At 37.4% G+C, this 23,427-nt stretch carries 11 protein-coding genes; 7 read left to right on the top strand and 4 right to left on the bottom strand.

The genetic code is table 11. The annotated features are described in order from the left end of the window. Positions 1-97 precede the first annotated feature (97 nt). From AA650_RS02185 to AA650_RS02170, 4 genes are all read right to left on the bottom strand, one after another. Positions 98-3,412, bottom strand: coding sequence for a PfaB family protein (locus AA650_RS02185; protein ID WP_053537786.1), 3,315 nt, complete (start codon positions 3,410-3,412; stop codon positions 98-100). A 4-nt stretch (positions 3,413-3,416) separates the two neighbouring features. Beyond that, the gene (locus AA650_RS02180; protein WP_053541161.1) at positions 3,417-4,769 is read right to left on the bottom strand and encodes a polyketide synthase; all 1,353 of its coding nucleotides are present in this window, start codon (positions 4,767-4,769) and stop codon (positions 3,417-3,419) included. A gap of 216 nt (positions 4,770-4,985) precedes the next feature. Further along, entirely contained in the window at positions 4,986-6,716 is a 1,731-nt protein-coding gene (locus AA650_RS02175) for an SDR family NAD(P)-dependent oxidoreductase (protein WP_053537785.1), read from the bottom strand. Between the two features lie 308 nt (positions 6,717-7,024). Then, positions 7,025-12,403, bottom strand: a complete 5,379-nt coding sequence (locus tag AA650_RS02170; RefSeq protein WP_053537784.1) for a type I polyketide synthase — start codon at positions 12,401-12,403, stop codon at positions 7,025-7,027. Positions 12,404-14,116: 1,713 nt separating this feature from the next. On the opposite strand from AA650_RS02170, the gene AA650_RS02160 reads away from it, so the two are divergent. The 7 genes from AA650_RS02160 (at position 14,117) to AA650_RS02130 (ending at position 22,622) form a co-directional block, all read left to right on the top strand. Continuing rightward, positions 14,117-15,328 (top strand): ABC exporter membrane fusion protein, encoded by a 1,212-nt coding sequence (locus tag AA650_RS02160; protein WP_039204155.1) that lies wholly within the window; start codon positions 14,117-14,119, stop codon positions 15,326-15,328. Positions 15,329-15,521: 193 nt separating this feature from the next. Further along, positions 15,522-16,700 carry an ABC transporter permease DevC gene (devC, locus tag AA650_RS02155; protein WP_053537782.1) on the top strand — a complete coding sequence of 393 codons (1,179 nt, stop codon included), beginning with the start codon at positions 15,522-15,524 and terminating at the stop codon, positions 16,698-16,700. A 195-nt stretch (positions 16,701-16,895) separates the two neighbouring features. Then, positions 16,896-17,900 (top strand): NAD-dependent epimerase/dehydratase family protein, encoded by a 1,005-nt coding sequence (locus AA650_RS02150; RefSeq protein WP_053537781.1) that lies wholly within the window; start codon positions 16,896-16,898, stop codon positions 17,898-17,900. Positions 17,901-17,924: 24 nt separating this feature from the next. Then, positions 17,925-18,887, top strand: a complete 963-nt coding sequence (locus AA650_RS02145; RefSeq protein ID WP_053537780.1) for a glycosyltransferase family 2 protein — start codon at positions 17,925-17,927, stop codon at positions 18,885-18,887. Positions 18,888-19,243: 356 nt separating this feature from the next. Continuing rightward, positions 19,244-19,711 (top strand): DUF2141 domain-containing protein, encoded by a 468-nt coding sequence (locus AA650_RS02140; protein WP_053537779.1) that lies wholly within the window; start codon positions 19,244-19,246, stop codon positions 19,709-19,711. 86 nt (positions 19,712-19,797) lie between these two features. Next, on the top strand, positions 19,798-21,057 hold the full coding sequence (locus AA650_RS02135; protein WP_053537778.1) for a glycosyltransferase: 1,260 nt from the start codon (positions 19,798-19,800) through the stop codon (positions 21,055-21,057). Positions 21,058-21,365: 308 nt separating this feature from the next. Further along, positions 21,366-22,622 carry a glycosyltransferase gene (locus AA650_RS02130; RefSeq protein ID WP_053537777.1) on the top strand — a complete coding sequence of 419 codons (1,257 nt, stop codon included), beginning with the start codon at positions 21,366-21,368 and terminating at the stop codon, positions 22,620-22,622. Positions 22,623-23,427: the final 805 nt, after the last annotated feature.

Genomic DNA, 23,427 nt, shown 5'->3' with positions numbered 1-23,427 from the left:
ATCTTTTTACGTCTCAGTTAAGCATTTTTCTTCCCTCTGTGTCCTCTGTGCCTCTGTGGTTAGTTAAAAAAGAGTTTTACACTTAACACTAAGTGAATTATTTCTCTTCCTTGAGTAAGTTTTGAGCGCAAGCTAGTTGCAATTGAATAATTTCGCTCATTTGCTGACTAAAATCCTGTCTGGCTGCTAAGAAGTTTGTGTGAGTTTTAGTTAATTTGGCAGTATTGTTACTCAAGTTTTGATACTGAGCTTTTTTTAAATCATTCATGCTAATTTTTTCACCAGATTCTTGATTTATGTTTGGCTTTAAGATTTTTGTTGACTCAAAGAATTTTAGTTTCTTTGACAATTCCAAACCGTTCTCCATGATCGTTTTTATGGTATTTTTTTGTAGCTTTGGTTGGGGTTTGGGGTAAATCTCTGTGGGCGCTATTTTTTCGGATGTCTGTAGAGAATTAATGATTTTATACTCTGGCTGAGTAGAAATTGTTTGCTTTTGGTTATTAGCAAAAATTTGGCGATTTTCTGCATTTAAAATTGCAGCAGTCATGGAACTACCACCTAATGTAACTTTCCTCAGTGCAGCTTTTTTTTGTTGAGTGTTTTCTGAGAATAGGTTATATAAAGGAGCTAGATTCAACTTGACTTGATGACTTAATAGTTTTGCTAATGCTTTAATTAGGGAACTATGGTCATCTGTACCGCGTCGGTTTAGGGATACGGTAAGATGTTCTTGATTAGCTAAATTTTTATCTATCCAGCGTGAACAAATACCACCAGCGCCGGCTTCAATAAATATTTTTGCCCCGTCACCATAAACGCGATTAACCAAGCGGGGGAAGTCGAGTTGTTGACATAACCCTGTAGTAATATTGTGAGCAATTTCTTGGCTATCAAGTTCAATTGACTGATATTCAGCCGCAGAATAAAACTTAATTCCGGGTATTTTTTGCGCTGGTATAGTGTATAATTTTTCCAATTCTTGAGATTCTGATTGCATTGCTTGACAATGAATTACATGATCAAAAGGAGCAGGAAAGGAATTACAACCCAGGGTTTTAATTACTCGTTCACACGCGGCTGGTTCTCCAGCAATTAATACTTCTTCTGCTGTATTAATCTGTGTCAAATAAACGTGAGTTTCATTTTTTAAACATTCTCTAACTTGGGCTGAACTAGCCATGAGAACGTAGTTAGCCCATAACTTATTTTCTGGAACTATGTCAGTTTTTGGTAGTCCCCAATACTCACGGACAGCATTTTTAGGACCAGATAATCTGTCTCCAAATAAAGCTGATGAATTAAATGTGTGACTGACTTCATAAAAATTACTCCATACTCCTTGAGCAACCATCATGCTAGTTTCACCTAAGCTATATCCGAAAATATATTTAGGTTTAATTTGGAAATCCTCGGTAATAATTGTGGAGATTAATCTGGTAAAAAGCACTTCTGCTTCAAACATTGCCAGAGAGTCATCTAACAATTTCTTTTCTAGAATTTCTAATTGTCGAGTTGACAATTTACTCAAACTTCTCGGAAATACCAATTTTTCAACATCCGCAGCCCGTTCGTCAAGACTTTTGATAATCACATCATCTAAGACTTTAGGAAATAAACGGAAAAGACTCCGACCAATACCCAGGTAAGTATTAACAGCAGCGGGATAAACAAAGGCAATTTCTCCATCTTTACCCAGGGGTTTGGGTGTAAAATAACTACCTATGGGAGTTTGCCAATCTTTACCATTTGCAAAGGCATTAGTTACACCTTTTTTCGCAGAATTAATTTCTTTAATTAATTCTTTTTTGTTGCGTCCAGTTAGGGAAAGTGTATATTTGCTGTCAGAATTTTGTTGAAATTTAACAAAGGTTTGACTCGCAATATTTTTGAGAGAATCAGCATTTTCAATTGTTGCTTGCAAATGATCCAATGCTGCTAATAAGCTAGATTGATCATCTGCGGCAATGGGTAATAAATGCAAAGGTCTGGATTCTAAATATTTGCTAGTGCGTTCTGGTTGTTGGGTTTCTTCTGATAAGATGATATGGGCAAAAGAACCGTCGCAACCAATACTATTAATCGCAGAAATTCGAGATTTGACTTCTTTTTGCAAAAACCAGGGTCTCGATTCTGTGGCAACATAGAAAGGACTACCTTCCCATACTTGCGGTGTTTTCACACCAGACCAATTAGGAGTTCCGGGAATATACCTGTGATAAATACTCAGTGCAGTTTTAATTAAACTGGCAATTCCAGATGCAACGAAGGTATGACCAATATTAGCTTTAACGCTACCTATAGCGCAGTGTAAACCATCTCCTACTGAGGGATAAGCTTGGAGGATACCGTTAATTTCGGCTTCGTCTTCTGCGGGAATACCACTAGCGCAGACTTCTAAGTAATTAACTTTTGTGGGTTCAATGTCGGCTTGTTGAAAAGCTTGTTGACAGACTTGGGTAATGGTATGGCTATCTACAGCCATTGAGGAAGATTGACCAATGCTAATACCATCAATTACTGCATAGATACGTTGATTATTTGCTAACGCTGTATCATGACGTTTAAGAACAACTGCACCTGCACCTTCTCCCACATTCCAACCATTGGCTTTTTCGTCAAAACTTAAGGTATTGACTCCTGTATTAATTTTGCCAAATTGACTTCGCAATAAGACATTTTCTACACCTCCTGCTAAGTCAACAGCACCCACAACTACAGCATCTACTTCATTAGTATCTAGCAGCATTTGCGCTAGTTCTAGGGCTTTAAAAGCGGCTGTTTCGACGGCACTAATGGTAAAAGATGGACCAGAAAAATTCCATAAAGAGGAAATCCGACTAGCCATAATATTGGTAACGTGACTGAGATATTCACTAAGTTCAACTTGATTGTGAATACTATCTTGAACTATGCCTTCTAATTGATGGATCTTTTCTGGTGATAAAACAATTTCTGCACCATTTAAACCATCTTTAATTTGCCAAGGTAAATTCCATCTTTGCTGGAGTTGGTGTACAGATAATTCTGTATCTGCGGCAATAATTACCGCTACGTTGCTATTAGGTGAAAGTCCCGCATCTTTGAGGGCGCGGTCAGCAACTCTTAATAATAAAAGTTGTTGAGAGTTGATTTTTTCAACTTCATTAGGAGGAATTTTGTAAGCTAAAGTATCAACTTCAAAATTATCAATATACGCTCCTTGGGGGACTTTTCCTGCTTCTAAACCATACTCTCGCAGTAAAGTTTCTTGTTCATTAATACCATGCCATCTTGATTCTGGTAAGGTGACAAAATGCTGTTTTCCATCGTAAATACTGTTCTCAAAGGCATCTAATTCTTGACATTCTCCAAAAAAGGCATCCATGCCCACAATTGCCATTTTTGCGGTCTTATGTTGCTGAATATTCATTTGCTTACTTTCCCTGTTCTAGAATAATATGAGAGTTTGTTCCACCAAAACCAAACGCACTTAAAGCTACTCTTTTAATTCCTTGACTTGGCCATTTAGTCGGAGTTCTGACAATGTTTTGTGGAGAGATAACATTATTTTCAGAACCTATGGGTTGAGTCACATGAATAGTTGGAGGAATAACCCCATGAGACATACTTAAAATTGTCTTGGTTATGCCTACCATGCCCGCAGCAACTAGTAAATGACCAACATTTGTTTTTGTTGAACCTACTAATGGTGCTGCTTTATATGGACTAAAAAAGCCTTCAATTGAGTTACATTCTGTGGTATCTCCCAATAGAGTACCGGTGGCATGGCACTCTAAATAATCAATAGTTTCGGGGTTAAGTTTAGCTTCTGAATAAGCTCTTTGATATGCCAGAGTTTGCCCTTGAGGATTAGGACTAAGAAGGTGTTTACCTTTACCATCATTAGATAGTCCATTACCACAAATTGTTGCCAGAATCTCGTCACCATCTCTAACAGCATCACTATGTCTTTTGAGCATTACCATTCCTGTGCCTTCGGAGGTAATTAACCCGCGTGATGACTTATCTAGTGGACGACTAATGCCATTATCTGGATATCCTTGAATACCAGAAAATAACATTCTCACAAATAATGGATCTGCACAACTAATTGCACCGGCTAACATCAAATCAGTTTTACCAGATTGCAAATAATGAGATGCTAATTTAATGGCATAAAATGATGATGAACAAGCAGCATCTATACAGAAATGAGTTGCAGATAAAGAAAAGGCCTGGGAAACTATAGCAGCGGGTAAACCAGAAACCATAGCATTGTATGGAGAGACTTTTTTAGAGATTGATGAACCGCCTAAACGAAAGTCTTTTTCCTGTAATAGTTCACTAATTGCAGGTTGAATATTTTGCTGATAAATAGGAGCAAATAGACTATTGGAAGCTTTGGTAGGAAATCCTAAAGTTCCTAAGACTACGCCACATTTTGCAAGTGCAGTTTGATTTCCCAGATAGCCACTTTGAACAATAGCTTGTTTAGCGGCGTACAATGACCATTTGAAGGTATTATCTAAGCTTTCTAGAAATGCCGAAGGTAAGTTATACTCGTTGGCATCAAATTTAAAGTCGCGGATAAATCCACCTTTTTGAAAGTAGAATTTTTCCGGTTTACCTTTCTTCTCATCGTAGAATATAGCGGGATCTATTCCCAAATCTGCTACAGTTATAGATGATGTGGAATCTTTTTGAGCGGTGAGATTCTGCCAAAATTCTTCAGGATTATTCGCATCGGGAAATAGGCAAGATAACCCGATGATTGCTATTTTTTCCACTTTTGAAATCCTCATTGGGGGATGAGGGAAGGAGATATTATTTACTCTTTTCCCTATGTTATTTAGGATTTACGCGATTCCCCAATGTTTACGGATTATGGACGCAGGAAGAAGCAAGATAGAAAATTGTAGGTTGGGTTGACGGAAGGAAACCTAACAAAGGTTTATAAATGTTGGGTTTCACTTCGTTCTACCCAACCTACGGAATTTAGGTTTTTACTTTTTATTTAACATTTTCATTGGCCAAATTACGGCTTTTGCTCCTAAGATTTTGGAGTAGATTTTTCCTTGACGATCATGGATAATGAAGTTGACTGTTGCACCTGTGTCGGTTTTGGCTATGATTTCACAGGAAACATAAAAGGGGACGTTGAATGGTACTGCTAGATATTGTTCACAGTATGTTAATTGTCCTGGTAAACAAACTTCTTTATGGATATAATTTAACCATAGCCATAATGTTTGGGTACTCAAATCAATGATGTAAGGGTTATGCCATTTTACGGGAAATTGTCCTTGTTCTTTGGCTGTGATTTCTTGCCAACAACATTCGGCTGTGAGTTTTTCTGAGCTAATATTTAAAACTTTGGTAATTTTTTGGAATGCGGGACCATGAAATAGGGATAAATCACCATTTTGATAGAAGTCTTTGGCTGTATCAGTGACGATATTATCTTCTCTGAGATCCATTGCTTCATAAATGGGTGCTTCTGGCATATTTTTTACCAGTTTTATCAGAGAACTAAAGTGATAATGAGTTCTACCTTCGGGGGTTTTACTCAATATTTTGGTCTGAAATTCGACAAAATCACCATCAACTTTGGCAACTTCTTGGATTTCTAGAATATGTTCTTTAGCTAAGGTAGAATTAAAGGTAATTCCTTTTAAAACTTTGAAGTCTTGGCAACTGAAATATGTGTAACCTGGATAAATTTCTTCACAGCCATTTACCATCCATGATTTAGCACAGGTTGCTGGTAAAACTGGTGAACCTGCAATTGTATGATCATGCAAAAATGGATTTTCTGCTAATGTCATTCTTCTGCGAATACGATAGCTACGAAGTTCTAAACCTAAAGGAGCAGGTGGTAGTTTCATGGGACTACCAATCACAACTTGTGGATGATCTTGATAGGCTGGATGTAGTTCATTAACTAACATTTGTGTCCCAACTTCTACGGGAATAATACTAATTCCTCTTTCTGCAAATGCTTTTTTTAATTGTGGTGTCACCATGCCACTATCCCAACCACCCCAGTTAATTGCCACTACATGACAATTGGGGTTATATTGTTTCATTAAGTGGGCTGATTTACTGAGAATTTCGTTAGCGATCGCATAATCACTTTGACCAATATTACCATAAAATCCAGTCACGGATGAAAACAATACTAAATGTTGTAATTGCTGAGGATTAACACAATTGAGGAGATTTTCTAAACCCTGAACTTTGGCTGTGTAAACTTTCTCAAAATCATCTTCTGTCTTTTTTTCAATTAACTTATCGGCTAAGTTACCAGCACCGTGAATAATTCCGGTAATTTGACCAACTTTTTGAGAAACTTCTTGTAATTTAGCTTGCAATTTTACAGTATCGGTGACATCAACACTGATATATTCAGCCGTTCCTCCTGTCGCTTCAATAGCTGCTAAGGTCTTCTTAATTTCTCGACTAGAATTAATTTGATTAAATATCTTTTGTACCATCATGGGTGTTGGTTTCTCACCTTGAGAAATCAAATTTTCCATAATGCGCTTTTTCAAAGCAGAATCTTCCACACAATCATGAACATATTCAGGTTCTGTGGTAATTTCTGAACGACCTAAAAGAATAAATTTACAACGTTGATGTTGAGCTAATTTAATCGTACATTGAGCAGTGATTCCCTTTGCCCCACCACTGACAACAAAGACAGAAGATGGGCTAACTTGAACAGTTACAGTCATAAATCCTCACGTAAAAATCAAAATATCAAACAGAATCTAAATCGAAAAAATCATCCCTCTCTTCTTCTTTTCTTCCTTCGTGTTCTTCATCCCTTCGTGGTTCATTTAATCCATATTCTTCTAAAAAGAAGAGAATAATTGTTGAAATATAGCAATCCTATTTGAGTTATGAACTAGTTTTTTAACGAACCACAGAGGCACAGAGGACACAGAGGTAAGAAAATAAGAGATGTGATACCTACGGCACGCTTCGCGAACACATTTTATTTAGGATTGGTATAGTGGGTAATTAATACCCACTATATAAATTATTCAGCTTTAGCAACTAGGGTTACTCTTCCTTGATTACCATAACCAACTTCGCCAATATAGCGATTAGAATCATGCAATTCAGCGACAATATATTGGGCAGATTCATGATGATCTAAACTAGGATTGAGGTCAATTGCTCGGAAGAAGACCTGTGGCCATTCCCAGCGCAAACTTTTTGTTAAACCAAACAAACCGGCAGCGATCGCACTAAAATTACCTTGATGTCCTAAGCCAAATTCACCGTCAAGATGGGCAACTGTACAAAAGCTGGTTCTTCCTGGTAAAGATGCGGCATTATTCAAAGTTGCTTTCAGATGTTTAGCCATTAAAAACACTTGTTTAAGAATTGCCTTTTCTGCTTCTGGATAGGAAATATGTCCAGGTTTTTCCGGTGTAAATTGAGGATGTAGGTGAATGAATGCCCCAATCGGTCCGTGTTTAGTAGTCACACTTTGCAATAATAATTGCAGATGTTGTTCACTCATATTTGCCAATGTGACGCGGGTAACACTTGCTGGTAATGGCAATTGTTCGGGAACTAAGGATTGGGGGAAACTCAAAACTACTACTTTCCAACCTTGTTCTATCAGTGCGTGGACTACTTTGCTAGTAGTTAAAGAACCATCATCAGTAATTAAAGCAATGTGTCCTTCGGGTAGCTGCGCTTCTAAAAAATCTGGTCTGGGTAAGGTTCTTAGCTGAACTGGACGACGGGGAAGATTGATGTCTACTATCGGTGGTGGGGTGAGGTCGAGGAGTGGGCGCAGTCCCTGCGCCCCTACGGTGGTGGTTGTTACCGGGTTAACATCAATGTGCGGCTTTTTTTTTTCACCTCCCACCAGTGATTGGAGGTAGTTAACGATTTGTCCGATTGTCCGTAGGTCGCCTAATTCTTCTATATTGGGTTTGGGTAGGTCGGGGTATGCTTCCTGCATTGCTCCGAGTATTTCTACCCGTTTGATGGAATCTATCCCTAAGTCGGCTTCCATGTCCATGTCCAGTTCTAGCATTTCGACTGGATAACCTGTTTTTTCACTGGTGATGTTTAACAGGGTTTGTCCTAAATCTGCATATTCGTTACTGGAGACTGGTTCAGGTATTACTTCCTCTATCACTTGGGTTTGCACTTGAGGAATAATCACTGGTTCAGGTATTACTTCCTCTATTACTTGTGTTTGCACTTGAGGAATGATAGCGGGTTCAGGTGCGATTTCTGTTGTTACCTGTTTTTGTCCTTGCAGATATTCGACAACTTGACCAATGGTACGTTTTTCTGCTAGTTCTTCCAGGTTGGGTTTGGGCAAGTTGGGATATAATTCCTGCAATCCTCCCAGAATTTCTACTCGTTTAATGGAGTCAATTCCTAAGTCGGCTTCCATATCCATATCGAGTTCTAGCATTTCGATAGGATAACCAGTTTTCTCGCTGGTAATGCTTAAGAGGTTGTTAGCTAGATCATCCAGATTTAAGTTGCTGGTTACAGGTGTGGGTTCTGGGACAAATGCAACTGGGGACTGGGGAATAATAATTGGTTCAGGTTCAATGACTTGTGCTGCAATTACAGGTTCTGCAATTTGAACTTTTGGCTCAATTACTGGTAATGGTTGAGGGGGAGTAATGGTGGCTGTGGGAGGGACAGGTGCTTCTTCTGGAGTAACACTAACATTTGCAGGTGCTATTTCTTGGGTGTCAGAAATAAGTTGAGAATATTCTTCTTGAATGAGTTGGAAAAAGTGTTTGGTATATTCTATCTGTTCCCGCAGATATTGTTCATGAATACGGAGGGTTTCACCTTGTTGGGAATGAAACTGAATCATACTCCGCTCTAAGCTTTCCATGATTACTTGCTTAATTTGAGCGGCTTGGGCGGAGGATTTAGCATTAGCAAATAAGGTGTTTTGCTGCTGCATTAGTTGGAAGAAGGTTTTGGCGTATTCTATTTGATGGTTGAGATAGGTGCTGTGAACTTCTAAATTCTCGCTTTGGTTGTGCTGGAACTGGCTCAGAAGTTGTTCTAAGCTGGTGAGAATTTGTTGGCAATTTATAAGTTTATCTGGTGTTTGCATCTTCTCGCTGGATTGGGGCGCGAACAGTTCTGGACTGGATTGTTTTTGAATGGTTGCAGTGGTAGTCATCTGATGCTGTAGCTGGAACTGGGTTTCAATGAGGGGTTGTTTTTTGTGTCCGTTACCGTTACCGTTATGTCCGTTGGTTGTGGGGATTTTGGCAATTACAGGAGTTTCTATTTCTAAACTCTTGAATTCCTGAACTTGTGCAACTTTGGGTGCGGGTTCTGCCGAATTGGGCGCGGGCCCCGCGCCCCTACTGATTTTGTGTCCGTCCTGTAAGGCTTCGGTAAAGGCGTTTTTGGTTTTGTCGGAAATGTAGTTAATGCCTGTTAGTTTGACGCTGAGGGTCTTTTTGGTGGCAATGGGGGGAAGTATGGCAGGAAGTTTGTAGGGGTCAAGATTGCCCAAATTCATGCCAATGACGCGCAATTGGACGGCTGCTTCTCTGAGGGAGCGATCGCTGTTTTTGGAGGCACTGGGATTGAGAGATATGGTAAGATGGGGGCGATCGCCTAAAATATCTTTTACCAAGTTACTTAAAACCCGTTTGGGTCCAAATTCTACAAAGCAATAACCACCAGCCCCATAGATGTTTTCAATCTCTTGTTTAAACAACACAGAACTAGCCAAGTGGCTTTCTAAGTTCTTTTGAATTGCGGTTGCGTCGTGGGGATAATGTCTACCAGTGACATTACTAAAAACTGGAATTTGCGGATTTTGGAAAGTTACCGACTTAGTTGCAATAGCAAAGGACTTTTGTGCGAAGGCAATCAACGGAGTATGGAAAGCCGCAGACACAGGCAATAAAACCGCACTGTATCCTAATTTCTGGCAAGCATCTTGAACTTTCTGAATTTCTAACTTTGGACCCGCTAAAACAATTTGGGTAGGAGAATTAAAGTTAGCAATACTTACTTTTGGAAACTGCTTCAGCAGCGGTTCAATCTTGCTGATATCTTCCTTCACCGCTAACATACTACCAGCATCATGATCTGGATCTTTGGGTGCGGCCATTGCTTGTCCTCTAGCTTTCACTAGGAACAAATAATCAGCCTCACTCAACACTCCAGCCGCCCACAAAGCCGTTAATTCACCAAAACTATGTCCAGCGGCGAAATCTGCCTTAAACCCAGCCTGTTGCAAAATTCCATACAAACCAGCACTAAACACCCCAATTGCCGGTTGTGCATATTCGGTTCTTTGCAAAGTTGCAACTTGGGCTTTTTTCTCAACTTCATCAAAAGTAGAACGAGGGAAAACCACCTCAGAAACCGGTTGCAAATTACCCTGCTTGAACAGATGATCCATCTTCCCATACAACTGTCGCAAGCTAGGGAAATTCATCACCGCTTCTCGTCCCATTTCCAAGTATTGAGAACCTTGTCCAGAGAATAAAGCGACAACCTTTCCAGCCAAATCCATACCAGCAGAACGGTAATAAATACCTTGAGGATGTTCCCAAGAAATTGCATCAGGCTTACTTTTTAATAAACCAATACCAACTTCTAGCAACTTACAAGCCTCTTGTAAATTCTCGGATACAAACCCAATTCTGAGTGCAGTTTTGGGAATAGCTAAAGATTGACAATCTAACAATAATTGAGAATAATATCTTTCCCCATCATTAGCTTGCAAATTATTTAAAGTCGCTTCTAACTTGCTAATTAATTCCGCGTGAGTAGCACCAAACAACAGCACCTCACCCGCAGCACCATGTAAACGATAGGAACTTTGTTGTTCCGGTTCGTATTCTTCTAAAACAACATGGTAATTTGTACCACCAAAACCAAAGGCACTCACCCCCGCACGTCGAGGAGTTTCACCTTCTGCCTTAATCCAAGGTCTAGTTTGAGTATTCAGATAAAAGGAAGAATTTTCAATATCTAATTTAGGATTTGGTTCAGTAATATTGATGGTTGCCGGTAATACTTTATGATGCAATGCTAGGGCAGTTTTAATTAAACTAGCAGTACCGGCAGCGGCTTTTGTATGTCCAATTTGGGATTTCACACTTCCCAAAGCAATATGTTGTTTTTGGCTGTCATATTTCCCAAAGAAATCCTGCAAAGAACTAAATTCTATCGGATCTCCAGCCATTGTCCCTGTACCGTGTGCTTCCATTAAACCCACAGTTGCCGGAGAAAAACCAGCATCATCATAAGCCCGTTCTAAGGCTTTAACTTGTCCTTCTTTTCTAGGGGCATAAATACTCTTATAACGCCCATCACTAGAAGTACCAATTCCCTTAATTACCGCATAGATTTTATCCCCATCTTTTTGGGCATCTTCTAAGCGTTTGAGGAGAATCATCCCAATACCTTCACCTAACATCATGCCATCGGATTTAGCATCAAATGGTTTCACATTATCGCTAGGAGTAACCGCCGGAGTTTTGCTGAAGGAAATGTAAGCCATGATTGTGTTATCGGTGTCTACTCCACCGGTTAACATCATGTTGCTACGATGTTCAACTAATTCACTAATGGCCATTTTTAATGCCCCAAAGGAACTAGCACAAGCCGCATCAACTACACAGTTTGTACCGCCAAAGTTGAGACGGTTAGCAATTCTGCCAGCGACCACATTTGCTAACATTCCAGGGAAAGCATTTTCATCCCATTTCACATAAGCAGATTTGATTTTATCAACGATTTTTTTAGTATCTTCGTCAGATAAACCACTGCTTTTGAGAACTTTTTCCCAAATCGGATATTCTAATCTGGCGGCTAATGGCATTCCCAATTGTTTGCCCATAGCCACACCCAAAATCACGCCGATATTTTCGCGGCTAAATTCACGGGAGTCGCTATAACCAGCATCTTCCATTGTTTCTTTAGCAACTACTAAACTTAATAGTTGAGAAACATCTGTAACTTCTAAAATGCTGGGAGGAATTCCGAATTCCATCGGATTAAAATCAACTTCAGGAATAAAACCACCACGTTTACAATAAGTTTTATCTTCTGCTGTTCTCGGATTAGGATCATAGTAATCTTCTACACTCCAATGGCTAGAAGGAACATCCGTAATACAGTCAATTTTATTAACAATATTTTGCCAGTAATCCCTTAATGTTCTCGACTGAGGCATTAAAGAAGCCATGCCAATAATAGCTATAGGAGTTGTGTGCAGTTTTCTATTAATTTCGTTCGTTGACATGGAATTTATCGAATTTTCTAAGTTTCCTGAATTCATTTTTCCTTCCTCTATAAACTTCAGCACAGCCTGTTCAAAACTATTAATTTGGGCTTCTAATTCCGTCAAAGAACTTTTTATTGTGTCTATTTTTTGAGGGGGGCAAGACATAGGACATAGACTAATTTTGAGTACCGTGAATTGTGCAGCAGACTATTAACAGATAGTTATCCAATCTGCATTCGTTCGCGCCGCAGGTAAGTTTAAATGCTTGACTTGACAAAATTTTGAGTATTTTTTGGATATTTTTCCACAATTTTAGAACCTTGTATTCGTGAATAAATACTAGAAAATACTCAACTTGTGAAAATGAGATCCAGTCAGCAAATTGTAAAGTCTGTAGGGGCGCAGGGCCTGCGCCCTCGATTATATTGCACCAAGCGTGATTACCGCTATAAAAAGTGTCAATTACATTGTGTTAATAACTGGCAAAAGGACATACTTAAACTGAAGTGGTTTTATCTCGTATTCATTCAATGTTTTACCTATTGGATAACAACGTTGTGTATGTTGATATAGAAATTGCCAGTTTTGAAAGTCCAGGATAACCTATTTTAGATGATTAGACTGATCAAAGCTGCCAAAATCGTTACAAAAATAATAAACACTCTGTGGAGAATTTTGTGAATAGTGAAAAAATACTTAAACAGGTTTTCAATCATCTAGCAGTTGCTAACTTAGTGAGATCCAAAACCCCGGTTTATTCAGGGATAGGTTTTGTTTCTTTAGGCAATCCTACTGTAAAAAACTGCATGGATTTTAGTATTTCTTCCGTTAATGGAAATCAAATCAACAATTTATCTTTCATCTATAAATGTTGAATTAATAAAAAGACTAGCACAATTTATGAAAACGGAATAGTTCATTTTTGCTAATTTTTGGGAGAAAATATTTGTCAAATTACCTCATGGTCAATAAAACATAATTAGCCAAGTATAATTCAGAACTATATTTATCCATAACATATCCTGAGTAATTACGGGTTTAATATCAATCTTAGCTTGATAATTCAAGAGTTGTAGTTAAATTGTCTTATAAGTAACTTATAAATAAATCACACAGCCAACATTTGAACATAATTGGGTCTTTTTTGAGCAAACTATCATAATCAAGTCTTTGTTTTTGATGAATTTATAAGATAACTTACCTTTTATAGATAATTGGTTATTTATAAACCAAACATTAATTTATGGGATGTTGAACATTAACCTGTAAACATATCAATTGTGATGAAATATGGACAATTAGCATCTATTTACGATAATTTGCTAAAAAAAGTACAGATTTTTAAATTAATTTATGAGTAATTAAATATAGTATCTAGTCAAGGATTTTCTTGATAAAAACGACTAAATTTAGTTGACAATATCCAAGTTATTTGGGATAATCACAGGTAAGTTTATTGATTTACCTAAGTTATTAGCATCATCACAACTTGGGCAGTGCAGATTTTTATTTCTCCTTAAAGCTATCGTATTTTAGGCTACTTAATCAAATGGCAACTCAACATAAAATTGATAGCATAGCGTGGCATTAGCCATAGATAATTGTAAGTAAAAAACCGCTAATTTGGGTATTTATAACAGCTAAAATGCTGATAACAATTCATACATAAATAATTAGACATATCTCTGATCTAAAAGCAACAGAGAATAAGTCTATAAACATGACCGGGAATTTTAGATTTTAGATTAAAAAACTTGGTACAAGTCCCCAATCGTCAATCCCAAATCTAAAATTTTCGAGCTTCTACACTTTAGGTTGGAGTCAATCCAAAATTGAGTGACAAGTATTTTTCCGAAATAATACCATTGGAATAAAAATATGGCAGTAAATAAAGAACGCCAACTATTCAACCTGACTTCATTAAAATGGAGAATAATTCTAGCAACTTCTCTAACTTTCTCTACAGGTTTAGTATCTTTATACATTTTCCATCAATTAAAGACCAATTCTCAAACTCAAACTCCTGCTGTTAGTTCCGTTATTAAATCTCAATCCACTCCTGTTAAAGTTGCCGTAACTGCTTTAGGAAGATTACAACCACAAGATAAAATTACTTATTTATCTGCTCCTAATTCTGTCAATGGTGTTCGCGTAGAAAAATTATTGGTAAAGGAAGGAGATAATGTTAAAAAAGGACAAGTATTAGCCTATCTAGAAAACTATGCTCGTTCTCAAGCAGCTATCCAACAAACATTTGATAAATTATTAATTGCCAGAACTAAACTTGCACAGGTACAAGCTGGAGCAAAAACTGGAGATATCAATGCTCAAAAAACCGCAATTACTAGATTAAATTCCCAATTAAAAGGAGACGCTGCGGCTCAAACAGCAACAATCAACCGCATTCAGGCTGAAGTCGAAAATGCACAAAAAGAGAGCGACAGATATCAACAATTATCAAAAGCTGGTGCTGTTTCTGCTTCTGTTGCTGATACTAAAAAGTTAGTTCTCAAAACCACACAACAGCAGTTAAAAGAAGCCGAAGCTACTCTCAAACGCACACAAGACACATTACAAGATCAACTTAAAGAAGGAAAATTCAAACTTAATAGTCTTAAGGAAGTCAGGACTGTAGATGTAGAGTTAGCAAAAACTGAAGTTAAAAGTGCAGAAACTGCAATTAAACAAGCAAAAGCTGACCATGATTTAACTTATATTACTTCTACTATAGACGGCACAATTTTAAGAATTCACACCAAAAATGGCGAAGTAATTGGTACTTCTGGTTTTGCAGAAATTGGTAATACGTCAAAAATGCAGGTTCTAGCAGAAGTATATCAAACCGATATTCAAAATGTTCGAGTTGGACAAAAAGCTATCATTACCAGCACTACATTTCCTGGCAAATTACAAGGAACTGTTAGAGAAGTTGGTTGGCAAGTTGATAAACAAGGCATCTTTAGTATTAATCCCAATTCTGACGCAGACCGGAGAGTAATTGAAGTCAAAATATCTATTGATGATTCCACCGATAGTCAAAAAATATCTCGCTTAACTAACTTACAAGTTGATGTTGCTATCCAGATTTAGTCATTGGTTATTAGTCATTAGTCATTGGTCATTGGTCATTGGTCATTGGTCATTGGTCATTGGTTATTGGTTATTAGTTATTGGTTATTAGTTATTTTCTAAAACTGACAACTGACAACTGACAACTGACAACTGACAACTGACAACTAACAACTGACAAATAACAACTAACAACTAACAACTAACAAATAATATGAATATCAAAATTCCTTTAGGGTGGCTACAGCTTGCCCAACAGAAACTTCGTTTTGTAATAGCTGTAGCCGGAATTGGCTTCATTGTCCTGTTAATGTTCATCCAGCTTGGTTTCCAAGATGCACTATATTCTAGCGCCACAGCACTACATCAACGATTGCACGGTGATTTATTTTTAGTTAGTTCTCAATATAAATCTTTGACAGCAATTCAAAGTTTTTCTCGGACTCGATTATACCAAACTTTAGGTTTTGATGGCGTGGATTCCGTTAGTTCAATTTATTTGCAATTTGCAAAATTAAAAAATCCTGTCAGTGGTGAGAAATATTCAATTTATGTCATTGGTTTTGACCCTGGAAAATCCGTACTAGATATTCCAGAAGTCCAACAAAATTTGGATAAACTCAAAATTCCTGATGTTATGCTCTTTGATAGAGATGCCCGTCCAGAATTTGGACCAATAGCAGAATTATTTAATCAAGGAAATATTGAACAAGCAATTGAAATTTTTCCCTTTGATGCTGTCAAAGGTTATCGAGTGAGAGTAGGTGGTTTATTTAGTTTAGGACCGTCCTTTGGTGTTGATGGTAATTTAATTGTGAGTGATTCAACTTTTCTAAGAATCAACCCTAATAGCCGTCCAGTTGAAAAAATAGATATGGGAGTGATTAAACTCAAAGATGGTGCGGATATAAAACGGGTTCTAGCAAATTTAAAAGCCAATTTACCAAAGGACGTTCAAATATTTACTCGCCAAGAATTTGTCGCTTTTGAAAGACAATATTGGTCGGTTAGAACCCCCATTGGTTTTATTCTTAATCTGATGCTCATCATGGCTTCTGTTGTGGGTGTGGTAATTGTTTATCAAATTTTGTATAGCAATATTGCTACTCAATTTATTGCCTATGCAACTTTAAAAGCTATTGGTTATGCTAATGGATATTTATTGAATGTGGTTTTTCAACAAGCAATAATCTTGGCATTATTAGGTTACATTCCTGGTTTTATTGTTTCTATTGGTTTATATGATTTTGCTATGAGGGCAACTAAATTACCCATCATGATGACAAGTAATAATGCCTTACTTGTTCTAGTCTCTACAGTCTTAATTTGCATTACCTCTGGAGCTTTAGCTATTAATAAACTTCGTTCTGCTGATCCGGCTGATAGTTTCTAGGAATTTGTTGCATCTCAAATTAATCAACTTCTGCTAAATATTTAGCAAATTAACACCAACTAAAGATAGAAGTTTAATGTTATTCACAACGGTAAAATGCTTTTGCAAATACAATACTTCGTAGTTGCATTTAATCGCAATTTTTCAACTTAGATTGTATAACTTTTTCATTACCGAACACTTATCTACATCCCCATGAACTTACAAAATAAAACTCTGCTAATTACTGGAATTGATGAATTTATTGGCTTACGTGCAGCCGAATTAGCTGTAGCGCAAGGCATGAAAGTTAAAGGTATTCAAAGTTCTCCAGTTAAAGATCAAACAGCCCAAAAATTAGGTGTAGAAATTTTTGTTGGTAATATCACTGACCCAGCAATTTGCTCGAAAGCTTGTCAGGGAGTAGATATAGTTTTACATAACGCTCAATTTGCCGAAGAAGCCGGGGATATTAAGCATTTTCGAGAAATAAATGTCAGCGGTACTGTAAACATTGCTAAGGCTGCTAAACAAGCTGGTGTGAAGACATTTGTTCATCTTTCAACTGCCTTAGTATATGGATTTGATTACTCAGATAAAGTCACAGAATCAGGTGTGCTATCTGGGGAAAATAATGCTTATTGTCAAACAAAAATTGAGGCGGAAATCGAAGTTTTAAAACTCAATAATGCTCCAGAATTTGGAGTAATTGTGATTCGGGCTGGTGATGTTTATGGGCCAGGAAGTCTGCCTTGGATTGTCCGCCCAATTCAGATGATGAGACAAAAATTATTTGCCTATGCTAATGAAGGCAAAGGTGTGATGAATCATCTATATGTGGATAACTTAATTGATGCTATCTTTTTAGCCATAGAAAAATCGGTTTATGGAGAGGTTTTTAATATTACCGATGGTAAAGAAACTTCTTGGAAGGAGTATTTTATTCATTTAGCATCATTGGAAAATTTACCAGCGCCAATGTCTTTACCTAAAGAGGAAATGAAATTATTTCTAAAAGTGCGTCTTCAGGGGCAAAAACTATTTCGGAAAAAGGCAGATATTCTGCCAGAATCAGTTGATTTTATGAGTCGTCCCTATGCCTATTCTATTGCTAAAGCAGAAAGTGTTTTGAATTACCAAGCTAAGGTTGATTTAGCGGAAGGAATGCGCCGCACTCATGAATGGTTGCAAAAAACTGACCTTCAAAAATTAATGAAATAATACCTAGATTTTAGGAATTTGTGCATGAATAACTCTCAAGCAAAGTTAAGTATTGGATTACCTGTATATAATGGGGAGAAATTTCTTGAAAAATGCCTAGATTCGCTATTAGCACAGACATTTTCTGATTTTGAGTTAATTATCTCGGATAACGCATCTACAGATAATACTGAGGCTATTTGTAGGACTTATGCAGCCCAAGATCAACGGATTCGTTACTATCGTAATGAAACTAATATTGGTTGTGCTTGTAACTTCAATCGTGTTTTTGAATTATCTCACGGTGAGTATTTTAAATGGGCTGCTTATGATGATTTGCACGCCCCCGATTTTATTGAGAAATGTATGGATGTATTGGAAAAAGATCCAACATACATTTTATGTCACTCCCACACATATTTTATTGATGAGCAGGGAGAATTTATCCAAAATTATGACATTAAACTCAATACTAATTCTCTAAAAGCTCATCAAAGATTTCATGAATTACTAACTAAACATTTGTGTTATCAAATTTATGGAGTTATTCGCAGTAGTTCATTAAGACAAATACCTCCTATGGGTGGTTATGGGAATGCAGATGGAATTTTATTATTAAGGCTGGGGATGCTGGGAAAATTTTATGAAATTCCCGAATATCTATTCTTTGCGAGAATCCATCCTCAACAATCCCTGAGTATGTTCTTTCCTGATTATTTGTCATTTAATCAAAATAATCCCCAGTATTCATTGAATATGTTGCCTAATTTTTATGATTATGCAGTCTGGTTTGATTCAACGAATAAGGGAAAAATTTTGTTACCTCATTGGCGAATTTTACAGGAATATTGGGTTTCTATTCATCATAGTCAACTTAATTGGTATGAGCAAATTTTGTGCCATATCAGCATCGCTAAAAAGCTATCAGGTACAGAATGGTTATTGGTGAAAGATTTCTTAATGGCTGCCAAAATGTTGTTTCTGCGTAAGTTTAGTTATCAAACCTGAACTATAGCAATATTAAGTAAGTAGGTTGGTGTTGAAAATTGTCGTTATGGCAAGGCAAAAGGCAAGAGGCAAGAGGCAAGAGTGAAGAGGGTTTGGGCGATTTTACATTTCTTTACACAGTTTGGTTTTATTGTGTTCACCTACTTAGTCGGACAAAATTAAATTCACTCGTTGAGAGAGGGAACAGGGAACACTTCGACAAGCTCAGTGCATCGCAGGGAACAGGGAACAGAAAAATCAGTTGTGTAATTAATTCTGTCCCATTACTTAGCAATTTATTGGACAACAAATCACTTTTAGTAGTAAAAAACTACTATTAAATTCCTCTAAACTTATTACGGGTGAAATATTGATCTATGTTGAAAATATTCCAAGTTAGTAATTTCTTGCTTGCTACTTTACTAACTGTTAACTTCACAGACATAGCCTATGCTGAATCAACAGGATCTTTAACTGTGGTTGTTAATGGTATTACTAACAAAACTGGGGAAATTTGTATGAGAGTTTATAACTCTGAAAAAGGATTTCCCGATAATGCTAAAAGTGAAGTTAAAAGTGGTTGTACTAAAATTACAGGTAGTTCTATAAAGCGGGTATTCTCTGGATTAAAACCGGGAACTTATGCTGTAGCTGTAGTTGATGATCAAAATGGCGATCGCAAACTCAATAAAGATTTTTTCGGAATCCCTCAAGAGGGCTTTGGCATTTCTAAAAATCCTACTGTTTCTATCAGCACTGGCTCACCTACGTTCAATAATTCCAGCTTCAAAGTTGACAAGAATACTACCATTAACATCTTTCTTAAGTATTCTCTTGATCCCTAATTGGGAATTAGACATAATTCCTCACTTCTGACTATTGGGCGGGGAAACCCCGCCCCTACTGACTCCCTTCTAAGACTATAGAAATAATGCCAGATTTTATGATATTTCTATCTAAGTCTTTGTTCGGCTGGCTGGTAATTCAAACTTGTTTAACGTTAGTATTTTTATGGTATTTACGTTCACACAAACCCAAGTCATTACCAGATGAACAATTACCAAAAACGGCAGTAATCCTCTGTTTACGGGGTGCTGATCCTTTTTTACCTAATTGTTTGCGATCGCTCTTACAACAAAACTACCCAGAATACGATTTAAAGCTGATCATTGATAGTAAAGAAGATCCAGCTTTGAAAATTGCCACCGAAACAATCAATCAACTAGGTGCAACCAACGTTGAAATTAGCATATTAAGAGCAGTTCGTCATAATTGTAGCCTTAAATGCAGTTCCTTAGTTCAAGCTGTTTCTGATTTGGATAATGCCTATCCAATTATAGCTTTTATAGATGCTGATACTGTAGCTCATCCTAATTGGTTACGAGAATTAGTTACCCCCCTTATTGATGATCAAGTTGGACTCACCACAGGAAATCGTTGGTATCTTCCCACAGGTAATTATTGGGGTTCATTAGTTCGCTACTCTGGTAACGTTTCCACCGTAGTGCAAATGTTTCTCTTTCAAATTCCCTGGGGTGGAACATTAGCAATCAAAACAGAAGTATTAAACCGCATCAACCTTTTAGATAAGTGGGGAGAAGTATTAACAGATGATATGCTTCTCCATAAACTTATCAAGCAAGAAAAGTTACAAATCAAATTTATTCCTTCTTTATTGATGCTAAATCGGGAGGAAAGTAGTCTACGTAACTTACTAGAATCATTAAAAAGGTTAATAATTGGTTCTAAACTTTATCATCCCCGGTGGTTAGCCATAATCAGTGAAGCATATTCTAGTATCATCGTCCCCAATGCAGTCATCATTGTTATTTTTCAGCTATTGATTGAGGCTCAATGGGACGCAGCCGCCTTGCTATTTTCCGCCTATATTTCCTATACCATGGGCTTAGTCCTGCTAATGCTATTGATGGAATTTGGCATACATAAAGTGCTGCACAATCAAGGTGAAAAAATACCCAAATTGTCGCCTTTAATCATCCTAAAAATGTTGATAGTTATTCCCCTAACACAATGGGTTTACGGGTTAACAATATTATCTTCTTTGTGGGTATCAACAATTACTTGGCGTGGACTTACTTATCGCATTAAAGGGCGTGAAAATATTCGGTTAATTGAATATCGTCCTTACCAATGGCTAGATCAACCAATTGATCCCAAAGCATCTCTTTAAATAATATTGCTCGGCTAACTAAATGTAAGTAGGTGAACACAATAAAACCAAACTGTGTAAAGAAATGTAAAATCGCCCAAACCCTCTTCACTCTTGCCTTTTGCCTCTTGCCTTTTGCCTTGCCATAACGACAATTTTCAACGCTCACCTACTTAGGTTGGGTTGAGAAAACCCAACATATTTATTTAAGAGAATAGGGAAATTTTAGATTTTTTATTTCACTTCAATATCTAAAATTCCCAATTCAACAATTATTATAAACCAGCGCATCAGTAATCTATTTTTGCAAAAAATATTTCCTCAAAGTCATGAAAAATAAACCCCTTCGTATCGCCTTATTTACAGGATTATATGCCCCATTTTTAACCGGAGTTTCTGTCGCCGTTCATCAACGAGTTCACTGGCTATTAAAACAAGGGCATGAAGTTTTTCTAGTTCACCCAGAAATCAATAATAAATATCCTAACCAAGTGGGAAATCGTCCCATGTCGGGAATAGAAGAACTAGAAACATTTATTAATTTTTCCTCCTATTCATTTCCGACAGAACCACTGATATTTTATAAATCTTTACCCCAACCATTAAACCATCGTCATTGGAGTGATACAAAACTACTTAATCACTTTCAACCCGATATTATTGTTGTTGAAGAAGCCCCACAAATGAGAGGTTTATATTCTGGCTTCCTACAAGGTTATGGGCGTTCCGTGGGAGTACAATATGCCAAAAAAACCAAAACACCCATTATTTCAATTTTCCATACAGATATCATTGCCTATATCCAATATTATTTTGGAAATACATTCTTTAACCTAGTTCGTCCTCTCCTCCCACTTTTAGTTAAACAATTTAGTGAAACTTATGATTTAAGTTTATTCTCTTCCCGCGAACAATTAACTAAATACCAAAAACTAAAAGCGCAACGTAGCGAATATTTACCCTATCAAGGAATTGATTGCGAAAAATTTCACCCTCGCAATATTTGTTATGATCCAATTCCTGATGATAAACGTCCAACTATTTTATTTGTGGGACGCATTACCCCAGAAAAAAATGTCAATCAACTTTTAGATATTTATCCCCTCATTGCTGCCAAAATTCCCGATGTCCATTTAGTAATTGTCGGTAGCGGTCCCCTAGATGCAGAAATTCGCCGTCGTGCCGAAAAATTCCCCAATGGTGTCACAATTTGGGGTGAATCTCATGGGAAAGAACTTTTAGGTTGGTTTGCAAAAGCAGATATATTTGTCAACCCTTCTGTCACCGAAAATTTCTGTACCACAACCAACGAAGCCTTAGCTTCTGGAACTCCCGTAGTGGCTGTTGTTGCCCCTTCAACCGCTGAACAGGTTATTTCTGGAGTAAATGGTTTTTTAGCTGCACCTAATAGCCCTGAAGACTTTGCCCAAAAGGTAATTACCATACTCGAAGATCCTGATCTTAAAAATCAATTGACTGCACAAGCACGTCCCTCGATTCTAGAATTTGATTGGTCAGCTTGTACCCAAAAGTTTGAAAATAAGCTTTACGAATTGGTTAATATCCCTCGCCAGCTAGATATCTAGTAGTCTGTCAACCCGAAAATGACGGGAGAGGGGGTAGGGGAGGTAGGGGAGGTAGGGGGGTAGGGGAGGTAGGGGAGGTAGGGGGGGAGGTAGGGGGGTAGGGGAGGTAGGGGGGTAGGGGAGGTAGGGGAGGGAAGAACAGAAGTTTTTCCGATTATTACCCGTCAAAATAAATTTGACGAACTACTAGTTGAGAGTTTAAAAAATGCCAACTTGGCTACTGAGATAAAAAGACCTCTGCTAGAGTATTTAAGTAGTTGACCTGTGGGCTTTTAGGTTCTTAGTTTGAGATGCTGACAAGGCTATTTTGTGATCAGTTTAAAGATTGCCTACTCCAACTGATCACAACATTGCTATTGTTCTCAATCGTTCCTAAAACTCTTTATACCTCAGAAGTTTTACTTCTGGGGTTTTTGTTATACTCAAAACGGCTTGATTGCTTGAGTTAAGATTTTACTCTTTTCTCTCCTTATTACGATACAAGGGGTAAAGCAAGAGCTTCATTGGTGTCAACTTAACGTAAAACCTCTATCACGCAAAGAACTCAAGTCATCTCATTCCCAGTCTCTGACTGGGAATGAATTCTAGAAGGCTCTGCCTTCAATAATATTAGAGGCAGAGCCTCATCAACTGCATTCCTAGTCAGAGACTAGGAACGAGATGTGGTAGGGATTTGAGCTTAAGTTGACACATATCAGCTTTTGCTTTACCCCTACACATCTGGGTTCTTTGTCATTTGGCAAAAGTTTAAATCTCACCCGTGTTTAGTATATTAAGTAAGTAATTAGGGCTTGCTGAATAAACC

The sequence above is a fragment of the Anabaena sp. WA102 genome (assembly GCF_001277295.1).
In the GTDB taxonomy this organism is placed as follows: domain Bacteria; phylum Cyanobacteriota; class Cyanobacteriia; order Cyanobacteriales; family Nostocaceae; genus Dolichospermum; species Dolichospermum heterosporum.
This window is presented reverse-complemented; position numbering and strand designations above follow the sequence as displayed.